Origin of the sequence: Candidatus Pseudomonas phytovorans, from assembly GCA_029202525.1 — a bacterium.
Taxonomy (GTDB): domain Bacteria; phylum Pseudomonadota; class Gammaproteobacteria; order Pseudomonadales; family Pseudomonadaceae; genus Aquipseudomonas; species Aquipseudomonas phytovorans.
Genome location: CP119325.1, coordinates 2426218 through 2441995 on the forward strand (window position 1 = coordinate 2426218; position 15778 = coordinate 2441995).

Annotated in this window: 11 protein-coding genes; 2 read left to right on the plus strand and 9 right to left on the minus strand. The window is 63.2% G+C overall.

What is annotated here, in order from left to right; translation table 11 throughout:
* Positions 1-66: 66 nt before the first annotated feature.
* The 5 genes from P0Y58_10675 to P0Y58_10695 all read right to left on the minus strand — a co-directional run bounded on the left by P0Y58_10675 (position 67) and on the right by P0Y58_10695 (position 7747).
* Positions 67-2493 (minus strand): TonB-dependent siderophore receptor, encoded by a 2427-nt coding sequence (locus P0Y58_10675; GenBank protein ID WEK32627.1) that lies wholly within the window; start codon positions 2491-2493, stop codon positions 67-69.
* Positions 2494-2611: 118 nt separating this feature from the next.
* Positions 2612-4261, minus strand: a complete 1650-nt coding sequence (locus P0Y58_10680) for a cyclic peptide export ABC transporter (protein WEK32628.1) — start codon at positions 4259-4261, stop codon at positions 2612-2614.
* 112 nt (positions 4262-4373) lie between these two features.
* Positions 4374-5477 carry an aminotransferase class I/II-fold pyridoxal phosphate-dependent enzyme gene (locus tag P0Y58_10685; protein ID WEK32629.1) on the minus strand — a complete coding sequence of 368 codons (1104 nt, stop codon included), beginning with the start codon at positions 5475-5477 and terminating at the stop codon, positions 4374-4376.
* Positions 5478-5498: 21 nt separating this feature from the next.
* Positions 5499-6374: a formylglycine-generating enzyme family protein gene (locus P0Y58_10690; GenBank protein ID WEK32630.1), complete on the minus strand. Its 876-nt coding sequence runs from the start codon at positions 6372-6374 to the stop codon at positions 5499-5501.
* On the minus strand, positions 6371-7747 hold the full coding sequence (locus tag P0Y58_10695; protein ID WEK32631.1) for a membrane dipeptidase: 1377 nt from the start codon (positions 7745-7747) through the stop codon (positions 6371-6373). Before P0Y58_10695 ends, P0Y58_10690 begins: the two co-directional genes overlap by 4 nt.
* Before the next feature lie 146 nt (positions 7748-7893).
* Here P0Y58_10695 and P0Y58_10700 point away from each other — a divergent pair, with 146 nt between their 5' ends.
* On the plus strand, positions 7894-9504 hold the full coding sequence (locus P0Y58_10700; protein WEK32632.1) for a PvdJ/PvdD/PvdP-like protein: 1611 nt from the start codon (positions 7894-7896) through the stop codon (positions 9502-9504).
* Positions 9505-9825: 321 nt separating this feature from the next.
* Here P0Y58_10700 and P0Y58_10705 read toward each other — a convergent pair whose 3' ends face one another.
* From P0Y58_10705 to P0Y58_10715, 3 genes are read right to left on the minus strand one after another with little or no spacing between them, the layout of a single operon-like run.
* Positions 9826-11250, minus strand: coding sequence for an efflux transporter outer membrane subunit (locus tag P0Y58_10705; protein ID WEK32633.1), 1425 nt, complete (start codon positions 11248-11250; stop codon positions 9826-9828).
* Entirely contained in the window at positions 11247-13214 is a 1968-nt protein-coding gene (locus P0Y58_10710; GenBank protein ID WEK32634.1) for a MacB family efflux pump subunit, read from the minus strand. The genes P0Y58_10705 and P0Y58_10710 overlap by 4 nt, the downstream gene beginning before the upstream one ends.
* 1 nt (position 13215) lies before the next feature.
* Complete coding sequence (locus P0Y58_10715; GenBank protein ID WEK32635.1) at positions 13216-14397, minus strand: efflux RND transporter periplasmic adaptor subunit; 1182 nt, start codon at positions 14395-14397, stop codon at positions 13216-13218.
* Positions 14398-14627: 230 nt separating this feature from the next.
* Here P0Y58_10715 and P0Y58_10720 point away from each other — a divergent pair, with 230 nt between their 5' ends.
* Positions 14628-15128, plus strand: coding sequence for a sigma-70 family RNA polymerase sigma factor (locus tag P0Y58_10720; GenBank protein WEK32636.1), 501 nt, complete (start codon positions 14628-14630; stop codon positions 15126-15128).
* A 37-nt stretch (positions 15129-15165) separates the two neighbouring features.
* Here the strand turns inward: P0Y58_10720 and azu are convergent, their stop codons facing one another.
* Positions 15166-15627: an azurin gene (azu, locus tag P0Y58_10725; GenBank protein ID WEK33309.1), complete on the minus strand. Its 462-nt coding sequence runs from the start codon at positions 15625-15627 to the stop codon at positions 15166-15168.
* Positions 15628-15778 lie beyond the last annotated feature (151 nt).

Below are 15778 nucleotides of genomic sequence, written 5' to 3' on the forward strand. Positions count from 1 at the left end.
CGTCTTGAGGGCAATACGCCCGCCACCTCCAAGCCATGGTTTGGAGGTGGCGGGCGTAGGGGCGGATCAGTTTTCGTAGCGCAGGGTAATGGCGAAATTGCGCGGGGCGCCGAAGTAGTTGCCAGTGTTTTCACTGAAGATGGCGGTGTAGTACTTCTCGTCAAACACGTTGTTGAGGTTCAGCTGGACGCTGAAGTTGTGGTCGACGCGATAGTTGGCGTTCAGATCGACCAGGTTGTAGGCGCTCTGGGAAATGTTGTTCAGGTACAGCTTGCTCTGGTGATAAATGCTGGCACCCACTCGCAACTGGTCCAGTTCACCCGGCAGCTGGTAGGTGGTAGCCGCCTTGAACAGGCGCTGAGGCGAGTTTTCCGTACCGTAGGTATCACCCTTGTCAGGGCCGGCAACGTATTTGGGGTGGCTGTAGGTGTAACCCGCGGAGGCATTCCAGCCCGGCGTCAGCTCACCCGACACTTCAGCATCGAAACCGCGGTTGCGTACCTTGGCGCCTTCGGTATAGCAGCGTGCATCGCGGTTCGGCCCGCAGACACGACCTGCTTCGGGAATGACCTGAGGCAAGCCTGTCAGATCCACCTGGAACAGCGCAAGAGAGGCGTTTAGCCTGCCGTCGAACAGCTCGTTCTTCAGGCCGATCTCGTAGTTGCTACCCGTCGTGGGGGCGAGCGGCTTGTTGTCGACATTGTAGTTGCTTTGCAGTTTGTAGATTTCAGTGTAACTGGCGTACACCGATGTCTGATCGGTGATGTCATAGACGATGCCGCCGTACGGAATGACCTTGCGGTCTTCCTTGAAACCGTCGGTTTCCCAGGGTCCCTGGGTATCGTAATCGACCCAGCTCAAGCGGCTGCCGAGGATTACGTGGAGGTCATCGGTAGGGTTGAGGCGGGTAGCCGCGTAGATCCCTTTGTCCTTGCGCACATGGTGGCTGGCTGTGAGATCGCCGACTATTTCCGGTTTGGGGAATTGCGATGAGTCGAAGTCGAGGACGTCGACGATGGGGAAGATGGCCGGTGAGCCGGTCACGTACTGCAGGCGATCGCGGCGCATGCTTGTCCCCACGACCACTTCATGCTTCTGGCCCATCAGGTGGAATGCACCGTTCAGCGCTGCGTCCAGGTTGAACTGCTCGTCATCGTATCTGGCGCTGTTGGGGTAGTACTGCATCGTCGAGTCGGTCTCGCCGGTGTGATAGCCAACCTGTGCCAGAAAGTCCGCGTTGGACCAGATGAGATTGGTCGCGACGGTGAGGTTCCAGTCTTCGTTGAACGTGTGTTTGATATCGGCGAAGACGTTGCGGTTCAGCTTGTCCAGATACGCCCATTTGCCAGCCAGGGAGGTCGAGCGGGAGAAGTCGTAAAAACTTCCGTCCTGGTGGGTCGGCAATCCGCCCCAGTCATAGCCGTTGTTGTTGTCCTGCTGCAGCGACCCACCGACGGTCAAGGTGGTCGAGTCACTCAGGTCCGCTTCGCCGATTGCATAGAACAGCTGGTTTTCCTTGCCGGCGTAGTCCTGGTAGTTGTTGCGGTTGTTGTACATCAGTACCGTCCGGCCACGCAGGGTACCTTCGGCATTCAATGGGCCGCCGATATCCAGCTGGGTCCGGTAGTTATCCCACGAACCTGCGCCTATCTCGGCCTTGAGCTGATACTCCCGGGTGGGCCGTTTGCGCACCATGTTGATGGCTGCCGACGGGTTCCCCGCACCCTGCAGCAGCCCATTGGCGCCGCGCACGATCTCGACCCGGTCGTACATGGCCATGTTGTTCACGGACATGACGTCCATCGAGAAGCTTTCAGTCACGCTTGTCGGCAGGCCGTCGACCTGCAGGTCGTCCACCTGGAAGCCTCGCGAGTAATACAGCGGGCGCTCAGTGCCGAAACCCTTGACGGTGTTGATCCCTGTCGCGGCCATGGCCACGTCTTCCAGGGACTGCATGTTCTGGTCGTCCATCTGCTGGCGGGTGACAACGCTGACCGACTGGGGCGTTTCGCGGGGTGACAGCCCCAGCCTGGTCGCGGTGCTGGTCACGCCGGTGGTATACGACCCGGTGTTTTCCGTGGTTGCGCCCAATGTAGCGGACTGGACGTTGGTGGCATCGAGGAGCATTGCGCTGTCATCTTCGTAGGCCGCCTGCAAGGTCAGGGTATTGTCGCGCAACTGATAGCGCAGGCCACTGTCCCGGAACAGCACGCGTACTGCTTCATCCAGGCTGTAACGGCCGTTCAACGCACCTGAGCGCAGGTTCTGCACGGCGCCAGGTTCATACAGCACCTGCACGCCGGTCTTCTCGGCAAATGCCTGCAGTGCCGAGCTCATTGGCTGTGCAGGGATATTCAAAGTCAGTTGCTGCGCTTGCGCCTGGGCGGCCAGCGGCAGGGCCAGGCTCAGGGCCAGTGCCGGCAGCTGTGCGTTGAAAGCGCGTCGAAGGCCAAGCGCCTTGGTCAAATGATTCAATCGAAGGTGGGTGGGCATTTCGGTGCTCGTTGTAGACGTTGAGTGGGTAGGCTGGGCAGATCTTTTTTTATGTTGACTACGGGTATGACGCACGGTCGGTGAAAAACCGGAATGCAAATATTTCTCTTTTATTGCATCAGGCGACGCACGCCTCGACCACCACTTTCCCGGCCTCCATGCGCACCAGTTGGTCGGCGACATCGAAGTAGCGGTCATCATGGCTGATGACGATGATTGTCTTGCCCAGGCGCTTCAGCTCGGGCAGCAGCTCGGTGTAGAAGATGCGGCGGAATGTCGGGTCCTGGTCGGCGGCCCATTCATCGAACACCAGTACCGGGCGCTCTTCGAGCCAGGCGTTGATCAACGCCAGGCGCTTGCGTTGCCCGGTCGACAGGTCGGTGGTGGTGAAACTGCCGTCGCGGATGCTGACCTTGTGGGCGATTTCCAGCCTCTGGAGATAGGTTTCAGCGCTTTCCGGCACCTGCTGGGCCCCCAGGAAGGGGTCGTCGAACAGGTAGTAATCGGCAAAGATGGTGGTGAAGAGCTGGCGATAATCATCACGGTTGAGGGCAGTAATGGGCTGGTCGTTGATGCGTATCTCGCCTTTTTGCGGCGTGTACAGACCTAGCAGCAACTTGATCAAGGTGGTCTTGCCACAGCCGTTTTCGCCGACGATGAAAACGATGTCACCCTGGCTGACCTGCAGGTTCACCGGCCCCAGGGTGAACGGCACATTGTCGTCGACCGGCGGGAAGGCAAAGCGCACGTCATGCAGTTCTAGGGTGCGCAGGACGGGCAACTGGCTGGCCTTGTCCTCTAGCAGCAAATGCGGCTCCGGGGAGGAGAACTGTTCGGACAGCTCGGCAATCCGGCGGAAGGCGATCTGGGCCCGGCTGACAATAGGCAACGTCCCTATCAGGTATTCGAGCGGGCCTTTCATGTACAGCAACACCAGCACGAATCCGCTCATCACTGCCTTGTCGCCGCTAGGCCACAAGGATTGCAGGGCAAGCGCCAAGCCGATGACCACGAAGAACAGCATGGAGCCGAAGGTCTTGGCGATGACAAAGGTATTGATGGAGCGGATCTGGATATCGCGGATCAGGTCGGCCGTTCCCTGGATATTGCGGCTGAACATGCGCTGGCGGCGCGCGCGGTGGATGCGTAACTCCTTGGCGCCTCCGGCGATCGCATTGTAGTGCCGCTGCAGTTCATCTTCGGCATCGCGTGCCGCGACGAACCCTCGAATGCCTTTGGACCTGGCGATGTACTGGACTACGGAGCCGATTGCGATGGCAGCCAGCATTAGCAGGAACATCGGCAAAGACAGCATCGCCAGGTAGCCCAGGCAGCCCAGGGTGACGGTCAGGGCGATCGCCAGTGGCGCGAAGGCGAATGCAAAATCGCTGATGGTGTCGACGTCGTGGGTCAGCACCGGGATCAGCCGATGGCTGCGATAGCGTTCGATCTGCTCGATGGGGGCAGACAGCACTTTCTCGCCCAGCTCCTTGCGCAGGGCGGCGATGATGTTCTGGCCTACCCGGTTGCTGCCGATGTCGGAGAGCACCGAGCTGGTCAGGGCCACCAGGCACAGCCCGGCGAAGCCCCAGACCACGCCTTGGGTCAGGCCGGTTTCGTTGTGCAGGGCCTGGTTGATGGTGGCCAGCAGGAAGGTGATGCTGAGGCCGCCGACCATGCCCAGGATGACGGAAAGCGCGACGGTGTATTTGAACGGCTTGAGCAGGGCGAAGAGGTCCTGCACGGCGCCGCGGTTGGGCTGGGACATGATGTGCTCCTGAGTAGATCAGCCGACGCTGGCGGGGGAGCAGCGCCTTGCATGCGCTGCTATTGGGTAGGTGTTAAACGAAGCCGCAGGGGGGCGATTTAGGCGGCTGTTCTCAGCCGTGCATGACGTCAATAAACGCCTTCAGGAAGGCCTGCATCTGCTCAGGCGTGCCGACACTGACACGCATCCACTGCGGCCATGCCTCAAACACCCGTCCTACCCGGATTCGCTGTTGTGCGAGTGCTTCAATCACGGGTTTGGCAGGCCGACCCAGGTCGATCATGAAGCAGTTGGCCTGGGCGTCGGTGCAGCGGTACCCTGCCTTTTGCAGGGCCTCGGTGGTGCTGTGCAGAACGCGTCGGTTGATGCGTTTGCGTTCCTCGACCAGGCTTTGCTGTTGCAGGCTGGCGATGCCGCCCATGGCGGCGGCAAGCGGCACGAAGTTGTAGCCGTTCAGGCGTTGCAGGCCCTGGAGCAATGCCGGTTTGCCGATTGCCAGCCCCAGGCGGGCACCTGCCATGCCATAGAGCTTGGAGAAGGTCCGCAGCACAAGGACGTTGTCATGGCTGACCGCCAGGTCCAGGCAGGAAGGCGCGTCGGAAAAGTGGATGTAGGCTTCATCGATGATCGCCAGGCTGCCTGCCGGCTTGTGGCTGACCAGGTGCTCGATGTCGGCGCGGGGCGTGAGTGTGCCGGTGGGGTTGTTCGGGTTGCACAGGTACAGCACCCCGGGCTGCGGCTGGGCGGCAAGCATGCCGCGTACGTCATGAGCGTGACGGGCATCGAGCGGCACCTCGTGCACGGTCGCGCCGACCGCTCTGGCGCCATTGGCCACCGAATCGTAGGTCGGCGCGGCGGTGACCACACTGCGCTGTTCGGCGTGACGCGCCAGGGCGTACTGCAATGGCGAGCGCGAGCCGCAGAACACGGCCACATGGTCTTCGGGCACCTGATGCTGGCTGGCAAACAGCGCGCCCAGGCGATATTCATGTTCCGGAAAGTAATGCCCGCTCTGGCGCGTACCCAGGTTCATCGCTTCTAGCGCCGCAGGGCAGGGGCCATACGGGCTCTCGTTGTAGTCCAGGCGGATGATGTCGTCGTCCACCTTGGGGGTGCTCGTTGCGCCCGCCGCCCAGACGGGCATGGCGGGTATGGCGGGTGCCAGGCCGGTCAAGGTGGCTGCAGCTACGAAACGGCGTCTGCTCAAAGCGGACATGGTCACTCTCCCTGTGGAATGTCAGTTGTGTTCACCGTCCTGGAGCGCACGGGCTACACGGAAGCTCAGCCAGTCACCGCGCACGTCGGGTTCGCGCTCGTTGCGGTTGCCCGAGCGGGAGAAGATGGGCGGCTCCAGGTAGTCGTTGCCGCGGATCTGCCGGTGCGTGCAGGTGCCGCCGGTAGTCCAGGCGCTGCCGTCGGTGGGTGCGCCGACATAATCGGTATGCCAGCAGTCTTCGACCCACTCGTAGACATTGCCATGGGTGTCGTACACGCCGAATGCATTGGCCGGGAAGCTGCCGACCGGTGCCGTGTAGGTGAAGCCGTCACGGGGCCCGTAGGTATTGGCATGCTTGCTGATCTGGTATTCGCCTTCCTCGTCGAAGGGGAACGGGAAGGGGCCGGTAGAGCCGGCGCGGCCCGCATACTCGCGTTCGGCCTCGCTGACCATGCGGTAGGGTTTGCCGGTCTTCTTCGCGAGCCAGCCGATGTAGCCGCGCGCTTCATCCCAGGTCATGCACACTGCAGGCTGGGTCGGGCCTTGCGGGTAGCTGGGCTTGCCGTTCTTGCACAGGCGGCCCGGGCGGTCGTCGCCGTCGGGCAGCACGGTATGGGTGTCCTTGGCATAGGCCTGCCATTGCCCTGCGGTCACATGGAAGCGGCTCATGGCGAAGGGCTTGGCGAATGTCACGGTGTGCAACGGGCCTTCGTCGTCCTGTTTGCCCAGCTCGTCATCGGGGGTGCCCATCACGTAGCTGCCGGCGGGCAGCACGACCATTTCCGGGCAATCCTTGCAGTCTTTGAACACCTTGCCCGGTGCAGCCGGGTCGGCAGCGAGGGCGTCGAGCGACAGCGAGAGGCAGCCGAGGGCAATCAGTGAGGTCAGCCGTTTCATGGGGTTCCTTGCGGGTTGTGGGCGACGGGAGGAGGGGCTGGCTTGGCAGCTTTCTGGGCGGCTTCCCACACACGCAGGAAGTTGGCGCCCCAGAGCTTGGCAATGTCTTCATCGGAATAGCCACGCTGCATCAGTTCGGCAGTGACGTTGCGGCTTTCGCTGACGTTATCCCAGCCGACCACACCGCCGCCGTCGTTGAAGTCGGAACTGATGCCGACATGGTCGATGCCGATTTTCTTGACCGCGTAATCGATCGAGTCGACATAGTCGGCCAGGGTGGCCTCGGGCTCGGCGCCGAGGATTTCGTAGAAGGGGGTGAGGTATTCCCCGAATTTCTTCTCTGACCAGATCGAGAACACCGGGTCGGTGGTGGTGCCCATCTGGGTCTGGTTCTGTACGTCCGGCAAGCCATGCTTGGCGCGCAAGGCGTTCATCTTCTCGATGGTCGGGCGCGAGAACGGCTTCAGGTAATGGGAGTAGGCCACGATGTTGACCAGCCCGCCGGTGGCCTTGATGTGCGCCAGGTCGGCGTCGCTGAGGTTGCGGCGAATGTCCATCAGGCCTTGCACGCCGGTGTGCGAGGCCATCACCGGCGCCCGGCTCAGCTGGGTGACCTGGGTCAGTGCCTGGCTGGACATCTGCGAAACGTCGATGACTACGCCGAGGTCATTGAGCCGGGTGATGGCGCGGCGACCGATGTCGGACAGCCCGCCCAGCGGGTCGACCGAATCGCCCAGGAAGGGCAGCGGGCGCGCCGAGTCGACCCAGCTATTGTTGCCGACGTAGCCCGGGCCGAATACCCGCATGCCGCGTGCGGCCCAATGGTCAAGCTTGTCGATGTCGTCGCCGAGGGGCGCGGCGTTGAGCAGGCTGATGATGATGGCGAACTTGCCTTCACTGACCAGGCGGCGGAAGTCGGCCGGGGTGTAGGCGATGCCGGCCTGTGCAGGGAAGTCCTTGGCGATGCTGGTGATGATCCGGTAGCGCACTTCCAGTTCGTTGGCCATCGCGGCCTCGAACCCGGGTGTGGGGCGGTGTGGCCAGTTGGGCCCGCTCCAGAATTCCGGCCATGACCAGATCGCGATCGAGGCGCCGCTCAGGCGGCCCTTGCCGGCTTTCACCAGGTCGAACTGGGTCGGGCCGTCGCGGTTCGCTTCTTCGCCATCAGTGCCATAGCTCAGCGGCACGTCGAGGTGCGCATCCAGGGCCGGTATGCGCGCCTGCAGGTCGTTGGCCCGCTGCTCGATCTCGCGACCGTAGGGGTGCCGGGCAAGGTACACCCAGTACCACCAGGCGCCTGCGGCCACCAGCAGCACGAGCAGAAGTGCCAGTGCCCATGGCCATCTGCGGGAAAACAAAGCCTGTTTCTTCATTGCGTACTCGACCGCCTGTACGACGGCCCCATGCCGTTCGAACTTGCTGGGTGAAACGAGCCGAGGCCAAGAGAATTTAGCAACCCTCTAAATCGCTTCGTCGACCATTCGTTTTCGCAGCAGGAGTCATGTCATGAGTACAGTGGATGAAAGTGTCACGTCGAAAGATCCTCGCAGGCCTGGTTGCCGCCGGTGTAGCACTGCCTGCCGGCTATTACGCATGGCAGGAGTGGGAGCGGGCCCAGGAAGCGGAGCTGAGCAGTGACGAACCTGCTGTACCGGTCGATGACCTGCCCAATGCGCTGCTGGGTGAACGCCTGGTCGGGATCTGGGACTGGCGCCTGACGGGCGATCACCCGGCACTGGCCGAGCTGGCCCGCCCACAGCAGCTGTTGCTCGACGTCGGGCAGGGTGCCCGCGCAGTGCGCGGCTATCTGGGCACGGCGCCGTATGGCGACCAGGGCTTGCAGGTGTACGGGCAGCTGGCTGTGGACCGCTTGCCGGCGGTGCGCCTGAAGCTGATATCCGGCTCTGGCGAAGCCTATGACTGCGACGCCGTGCTGGATGAAATATGGGGCGACTGGAGCGAGGGCGGAGGCAGCGCAACCCTGAGCGGGCAAGTACGCCTGGCAGGCACCCAGGCAGGGCGCTCCGGCGCACAGGCGGGCTTTGTCGCCGTCCGCCGACCGTTCGTGCTGGCGCGTGAGCGGCTGCCGTTCGTGGCGGCGCTGCACGAAGACCTTATCTCGCCACAGCGTCGCTACTACCATCAGCTCTGGCATGCCAGCCGCGATCGCTGGCACCGTATCGATGAATCACGGCGGCAGATGGTGCGGGCGCTGGGTTGGCAGGTCGGCCCGTTGGGCAAGGAGCGCAACGCCCGCGGGCATGACCGCCATCGCAACGGCTCCGGCGAGGACTTTCTGTTCATGCATCGGCACATGCTGCATGGCGTGCGCAAGGTCCAGGACCTGCGTTCCTGGCCCAGCCTGCCTGCGGCACGGCCTTCGATCGGGCATGGGGCTCAGGCGTTCTTCGATTACCTCGACAATCGCGACGGCTACAGCGTCCCGCCCAACTGGCAGGCGGCTGGCGATGATGCCTTCACCCAGTGGCTGTACTACGTCAAGAGCAGCCAGGGGCTGCACGCCAACTTCCAGCTATGGGAGGCCCAGCTGCATGACCCGGAGTACCTCAGTACCTTGTGTCTGGGGGAGTTGGGTTCGCGCATCGAACTGGGTATCCACGACTGGCTGCACATGCGCTGGGCATCGTTGGGGCGAGATCCGAATTCGGACTACCCGATGCCTTACGGCCGGCGCAATTACGACTTTTCCGAGCGCTGGTTCCGCGCCGAAAACGACTTCCTTGGCGACCCGTTTTCCTCTCATGTGAACCCCGTGTTCTGGGCTTTTCATGGCTGGATCGACGACCGCCTGAACGATTGGTACCTGGCCCACCAGCAGGCGCACCCGGGGGAAGTGAAACCGCGGATGATCGACGGCATCCCGTGGTTTGCGCCGGGGCGCTGGGTGCGCGTGGCCGAGCCCTGGCTGGGGCCGACCCGAGACGGTTGCGGTGCCTGGGGGCTGGGCAATGGGGGTGGCAGCGGGAAACTGGACATCGAGACCATGAAACTGGCGCTGCAGGTCATCTTCAGCCCTGAAGAAGACGGCGATCGCTTGGCCGGCAGAGTGCCGCAGCGGCCGTGGTATGCGCGCCATCTGGCGCCAGGGCCGCGGCGTGATGGGTTGTGAAGGGGATGGTAAGGGGTGGGTCGCGGGGGTTGTCGGGGTGTTTGACGCAGCATTTTCAGCGCCTGTGAAATCGAGCGCCGCCCCCGCGGCGCTTCGCGGGACAAGCCCGCTCCCACATTTGTTGCAACGTGGCCATGCCTGTGAGGCCATGGTTGTCGGCCTTGTTAGGCCGGTTCGAGCTCAAGGCTGGCGCTGCCGCCGCCTCGCCTGTCTGAAGGCATGCACCAAGGCTAACAGCGCCCCGCCCACAGGCATGGCCACGTTGCAACAAATGTGGGAGCGGGCTTGTCCCGCGATGCGCCGCGCGGGCGGCGCTCGATTTCACCGGCGCTGAAGATCCAGCGTCGTACCCGCCATCCACCCCCCGCCCAATGCCTTGTACAGCGCCACACTGGCCTGCAACCGTGCCTCGCGCAGCCGTACCCGCTCGGCTTGTGCTGTAAACAGACTGCGCTGCGCTTCCAGCACGCTGAGCAGGTCTTCGGCCCCGGCCCGATAGCGGTTCTCGGCCAGGTCGAAGGCGCGCTGGGCCTGGGCAAGCTCTTCGTTCTGCCAGCGCGTCTGGCGGTCCAGGCCGTCGACGCTGTTCAGGGCTTTCTCGACTTCGCCGAAACTGGTGATCAGCACGCCGCGATAGGCTTCCAGCAGCTCTTCCTGGCGAGCGATGGCGCGATCACGTGTGGCGCGCAATGCGCCATTGTTGAAAATGGGCGCAGTCAGGCCGGCACCCAGGTTAAGCGCCGGGTTGCGCAGCAGGTCGATGGCTTTTCTATCGCCGGTGGCCAGGCTGGCCGTCAAGCTCACCGTGGGGAACAGCGCCGCCCGCGCAACGGTTACATCCGCTTGAGCCGCAGCCAGGCGCGCTTCTGCGCCAGCGATGTCCGGGCGCCGGGTCAACAACTGGCTGGGAATGCCGGCGGCAATGCTCGGGCCGCTCAGTTGATCGAAAGGCTGATCGGCAAGCTCGACTGCCTGCACCGGCACACCAAGCAGGGTTGCCAGGGTGATTTGCGCATCGCGTGCTTGCTGCTGGTAGAGCGGCAACTGTCGTTGTTGGCTGGCCACGAGGCTCTCTTGCTGGGCCAGTTCCAGCGCCGTCGATGACCCGGCCTGGAATCGCGTGCGCACCAGGTTCAGGACCTTGTCGGCATTTTCCAGGTTGAGCGATGCGATGCGGGCCTGCTCGCGAGCGGCGAGGGCGCTGAGGTAGGTCTCGGCAACGCTGCTCGTAAGGCTCAGTTCGAGCGTATCGCGATCAAGTGCAGTGGCTTGCAGGCCAAACCGGGCGCTGTCACGGGCGGCGGCATTACCACCCCAGAAGTCCAGCTCGTAGCTGGCTGTCAGGGCGGTGTTGAAGTAGCGGTAGGTGCGTTTGTAGCTGGAAGCGTCCTGTTCGCTGTAGCCCTGGCCTCGCAGCAAGCGTTGCTGATAGGCGTCAGCGCTGGCGTCGAGGCTCGGCAGCAGCGGGCCACCGGCAATACGCAGGTCGGCCTGGGCTTGCCTGACCCTGGCCATGGCGGCGCGCAGGTCATGGCTGCCTTGCCTGGCTTGCTCGATCAGTTGACTGAGCTGAGCACTGTTGAAGCTTGTCCACCATTGCGTCGAGGCAACCGTGCCACCCGCCGGAGTGTGCCAACTGGCGGGTGCGGCGATGCCGCTGTCCAATGGCGCAGGGGTGTGGCTGCAGGCGCCCAGCAGGGGCAGCAACGGCAGCAGGAAAAAAAGCGGGGTTCTGGTCATGGTCATTCACTGGTCAGGGCGGCGACAGGGTCGAGGGCGGCAGCCTTGCGCGCGGGCATGAAGCCGAAGATGACGCCGGTGGCGACCGAGCAGGCGAAGGCACCCACTATCGCCAAGGCGGAAAACGCCACGGCCACCTGGGCCAGGCTGAGTACCACGCCGATCAGCAGCGCCAGGCAGACGCCGATCAGGCCGCCGGTCAACGAAAGCACCACGGCCTCGGTCAGAAACTGGCGCAGGATGTCGCGTTGTCGGGCGCCGGTAGCAATGCGGATGCCGATTTCGCGGGTGCGTTCGCGCACGGTCATGAGCATCACGTTCATCACGCCGATGCCGCCAACCAGTAGCGAAATGGCGGCAATTGCGCCAAGCATCAGCGACAGCCCGTTGCGCGTTGCGGCTTCGGCCTGGATCATCGCCGCGCTGTTGTCGATCTCGAAGTCTTCAATGCCATTGTGCAGGCTCAGCATCAGCTGGCGTATCGCCCGTTCGGCTTCATGCACCTGGGTGCTGTCGGCGGCGCCGATAATCACGTATTCCGGGTGTTGCGTGCCGGACAGGCGTATGGATATTGCCGAGTACGGCACGGCAATGCGCAGGTCGTTGCGCTGGTTGGCGCCGCTGGAGCCTTTGCTGGCCAGCACGCCGATCACCTGGAAAGGCACGTTCTCGATGAGGATGTACTGGCCGATCGGGTCCTGGCCGTCCTCGAACAGCTTCTTGCGCACTTCAGAGCCGATGACTGCCACGGTAGCGGCTGTTGCCAGGTCGTTTTCGGTGAAGAAGCTGCCGTGGCTGACCGGCCAGCTCATCAGGGTAGGGAACACCGGGCTATAGCCACCGATGGTCGATTCCAGGTCGCGATTGCCGAAGCGTACCTGTGCTTCCACCGTCATGGCCGGCATGATGGATTTCACCTGTGGCAACTCGGCTAGCGCCTGCACGTCGCTCAGGCGTACGTCGCCGGGTGGGGCGCGGGGTGTCGGAGCGGCTCCGTTCATGTAGATAATGTTCGAACCGAACGCGCCCATCTGGGCCATCACCTGACGCTTGCTGCCTTCGCCCACCGCCAGCATCACCACCACCGACGCGACGCCGATGATGATCCCCAGCAAGGTCAGTGCGGTGCGTGTGCGGTTGCTCCACATGACACGCCAGGCAGCCTGCAGCGCGTCGCGGGTTTCGCCCAGCCAAGGGCTGGCCTGGCTGTCGGCGCCCTCCAGGCGCCGTGCCAGCTCATCTGCCTGCAGTGCGCCTGAGCGGGCCTGTGGCGGCGCCTGGTGGGCGCCACTGTCGCTGATCACTTCGCCGTCACGGATCTCGATGATGCGCTGCGCCTGGGCGGCAACATCGCGGTCGTGGGTGATCAGGATCACCACATGGCCCTGCTCGGCCAGTTCGTTCAACAGGCACATGACTTCGGTGCCACTGTGGCTGTCCAGCGCACCCGTGGGCTCGTCCGCGAGGATGATGTGGCCGCCGTTCATCAACGCCCGGGCGATGGAGACCCGCTGTTGCTGGCCACCTGAAAGCTGGCGCGGGCGATTGCCGGTGCGTTCTCCCAGGCCGAGGCGTTGCAGCAAGGCCTGCGCCCTTTCGGCACGCGGGCCAGCGCTGGTGCCGGCGTAGATTGCCGGCATCTCCACGTTCTCCTGCGCTGAGGCGGACGGGATCAGGTGATAGCCCTGAAACACGAACCCGAACGCTTCGCGGCGCAACCAGGCCAGTTCGTCATTGCTCAGGGAAGCAACATCCTGGCCTGCGAAACGATAATGCCCGGCGCTTGGGCGGTCGAGGCAACCGAGGATGTTCATCAGGGTCGACTTGCCGGAGCCCGAGGTGCCAACGATGGCGATGAACTCGCCGGCATGCACCTTCAGGTCAATGCCGCGCAATACATCGACCTTGGGGCTGTCGCCGCCGCCGTAGGATTTGCGGATGCCGACCAGTTCTATCAGCGCAGTGCTCATGTCAACCCTCGCCGCCGACAGGGCCGATCAGCAGCTTGTCACCTTCATCAAGCCCTTCGAGTATCTGCACGCGCAGGCGGTCGCTGAGCCCGGTGCGCACCTGGCGCGTCTGAACGTCGCCCTTGCCGGTCAGCACGTGGGCAGTCTGCAGCCCCTCGCCCTGGGTGCGGCCCTGTAGTGCGGCGATGGGCACGGTCAACACATCCTTGGCGGCGCCAGCGACGAAGAACACCTGCGCGGTCATGTCGGCCATCAGTGCGTTGTCATCGTTTTCGACGTCCAGCAGCACGGTATAGAGCACCACACGCCCGGTGCCGGTGCCGCTTGCGCCACCGGCGGCAACCGGGCTGCCGCCACCTTGGCTGAGCTGATCCAGCGGCTTGGGCGGAATCGGCAAAATCTGCCTGACGGTACTGGTCCAGCGCCTGCCGCCGCTGCCCAGGGTGGTGAAGTAGGCCTGCATGCCGACCTTGACCTGGCCGATGTCGGCTTCCGAGACCTCGGCCCAGACCGTCATCGGCGACAGCTTGGCGATCCGCAGGATCAGTGGGGTGCGTTGCTGGGCGTTCAATGTTTGCCCTTGACGTGCATCGACAGCCACCACCGTGCCGCCGATCGGGGCATAGATGCGCGTGTAGCCAAGCTCGGCCTCTGCACTGCGCAACGTGGCCTGCGCCTGGAGGATCTGCGCCTGGTACATGGCGATACGCGCCTGGGTCGTCAGCACCTTGGCCTGCGCCGTCTGCACATCCTCGTCGCGTGTGGCGCCGTCGCTGGCCATGCGCTGCTGGCGCCGTAACTGCTGGCCGGCCAGGACATGCTCGGCGCGCTGTTCCTCGACCTGCGCTTTCAGGGTCTGGATGGCATAACGTTCGGCATCCAGCCGGGCCTGTTGCGTGGCAGGGTCGATTTCCACCAGCAACTGCCCCTGCTTGACGGTGTCACCTACCTCGACGAGCAAGGTGCGGATCTGCCCGGAGGCCTGTGCGCCGACATCGACGTACTGGCGGGGCTGCAGGGTGCCCAGCGCGGTAACGCTGGATTCGATGCTGCCGCGGCTGACGCTGACGGAAGGCCGCTGATCGGCCTCGCCGGGCAGCAATTGCCACGTGGCGAAGGCGGCCACCGGGATCAGGCTCAGCGCGAGGGTTACGGCGCGACGGGTAAGGCGTTTAGGGATCATGCAGGATTCCGACCATGAGAGGGCCGCTGTCACCAGGGATCAGCTAGGGAGGCTGCCGATTAAACGAAAGCGCTACGGACGGATTTAGCGTGTAGCGCCCCTTGCGGGCGGGGGAAATGTAACAACGTCTTTAAACTTGATGAGAATTATTATAGTTTGTGCGCCTGCTGTGCCATTACATGGCCTGCATCGAATTTCTAAAATCATCGGAAAACAGGGAAAGCGCTTCGATGCCGTCTTCGGGTGTGCTGCTCGAGCATTACTACCGTGAACTGGTCGGGTACCTTCGTTCGCGCCTCGGCAGCCGGCATGCTGCCGAGGATATTGCTCAGGAAGCCTATCTGCGGGTGCTCGAACGGGCTGACGACACGCAGATCTCCCATCCCCGCGCTTTCCTGTATCGCACCGCCCTGAACCTGGTCACCGATGGCCATCGGCGCAGCAAGGTCCGTCGCGCCGAGTCCCTGGAAATACTGGAAACCGACGAGCGATTCTTTGTCGCGCCCGTGCACGGCGTCTGCCGCCAGGAAGAGCGCCTGGCGTTGCTGCAACGTGCGGTGGCAGAATTGGGCGAGACCTGCCGACAGTGCTTTCTGCTACGCAAGCTCGAAGGCCTGTCGCATGGCGAAATTGCCACGCGCCTGGGTCTGTCCAAGGCCATGGTGGAAAAGCACATCGTCAACGCCATGAAACATTGCCGGCTGCGCATGCGCGAGTGGGCCGAGGCCTGAGCGCATGCCCGGCTACGCGGCCCGCGTTCCGGTCGCGTCAGCTGCCCGACGGTGTGCCAAATGCAAGAGCGCCCTTCATCATGGTCGAGTGGAAAGGGTAGGAGCAGAAGAATGTGTACGCCTGGCCTGCCTGCAGCGCGCCGGTGTCGAAGGTGACCGAATCCTTTTCACCCCCACCAATCAGCCGGGTATGGGCGAGCACGCGCTTGTCTCCCGGCTGGATGTAGTTATTGGCTTCACCTGCCGTGGCGCCATCGGTGGTCACGCCTTTGATGTCTTCCTGTTTGGCCAGTACCCAGTTGTGACCCATGATGTTCCTGGGCATCGTGCCGGTGTGATGCAGGTTCACCGTGAAGCGTTGGCAGGCCTGCGGTACGGTGATCGTCTTCAGGTCGTAGGTCATCTGGTCGGTGCTGTGGATGTCCACCGAACAGGGCTCGGCGGACCATGCGACGCTGGACAAGGTCAGGGCGAAAAAAGCTAGGGCAGGGCGAAACATCATGCTACTCCGAGAATATATGAGGCGATGCCTTGGGGCATGGGCCTTTTTTATACGAAGCGCGAGCGCCTGGGTTTAGGGTGTGGTGTACCCCGCAAGGGTTAAAGGAAAATGCAAATTCCGTCACTCAATCACTTGATTTATGCGCTTT

Bases quoted from the DNA above. Each gene is read 5' to 3' on its own strand.
- P0Y58_10675 (WEK32627.1), bottom strand. From the start codon at position 2,493: ATGCCCACCCACCTTCGATTGAATCATTTGACCAAGGCGCTTGGCCTT.
- P0Y58_10680 (WEK32628.1), bottom strand. From the start codon at position 4,261: ATGTCCCAGCCCAACCGCGGCGCCGTGCAGGACCTCTTCGCCCTGCTC.
- P0Y58_10685 (WEK32629.1), bottom strand. From the start codon at position 5,477: ATGTCCGCTTTGAGCAGACGCCGTTTCGTAGCTGCAGCCACCTTGACC.
- P0Y58_10690 (WEK32630.1), bottom strand. From the start codon at position 6,374: ATGAAACGGCTGACCTCACTGATTGCCCTCGGCTGCCTCTCGCTGTCG.
- P0Y58_10695 (WEK32631.1), bottom strand. From the start codon at position 7,747: ATGAAGAAACAGGCTTTGTTTTCCCGCAGATGGCCATGGGCACTGGCA.
- P0Y58_10700 (WEK32632.1), top strand. From the start codon at position 7,894: ATGAAAGTGTCACGTCGAAAGATCCTCGCAGGCCTGGTTGCCGCCGGT.
- P0Y58_10705 (WEK32633.1), bottom strand. From the start codon at position 11,250: ATGACCATGACCAGAACCCCGCTTTTTTTCCTGCTGCCGTTGCTGCCC.
- P0Y58_10710 (WEK32634.1), bottom strand. From the start codon at position 13,214: ATGAGCACTGCGCTGATAGAACTGGTCGGCATCCGCAAATCCTACGGC.
- P0Y58_10715 (WEK32635.1), bottom strand. From the start codon at position 14,397: ATGATCCCTAAACGCCTTACCCGTCGCGCCGTAACCCTCGCGCTGAGC.
- P0Y58_10720 (WEK32636.1), top strand. From the start codon at position 14,628: ATGCCGTCTTCGGGTGTGCTGCTCGAGCATTACTACCGTGAACTGGTC.
- azu (WEK33309.1), bottom strand. From the start codon at position 15,627: ATGTTTCGCCCTGCCCTAGCTTTTTTCGCCCTGACCTTGTCCAGCGTC.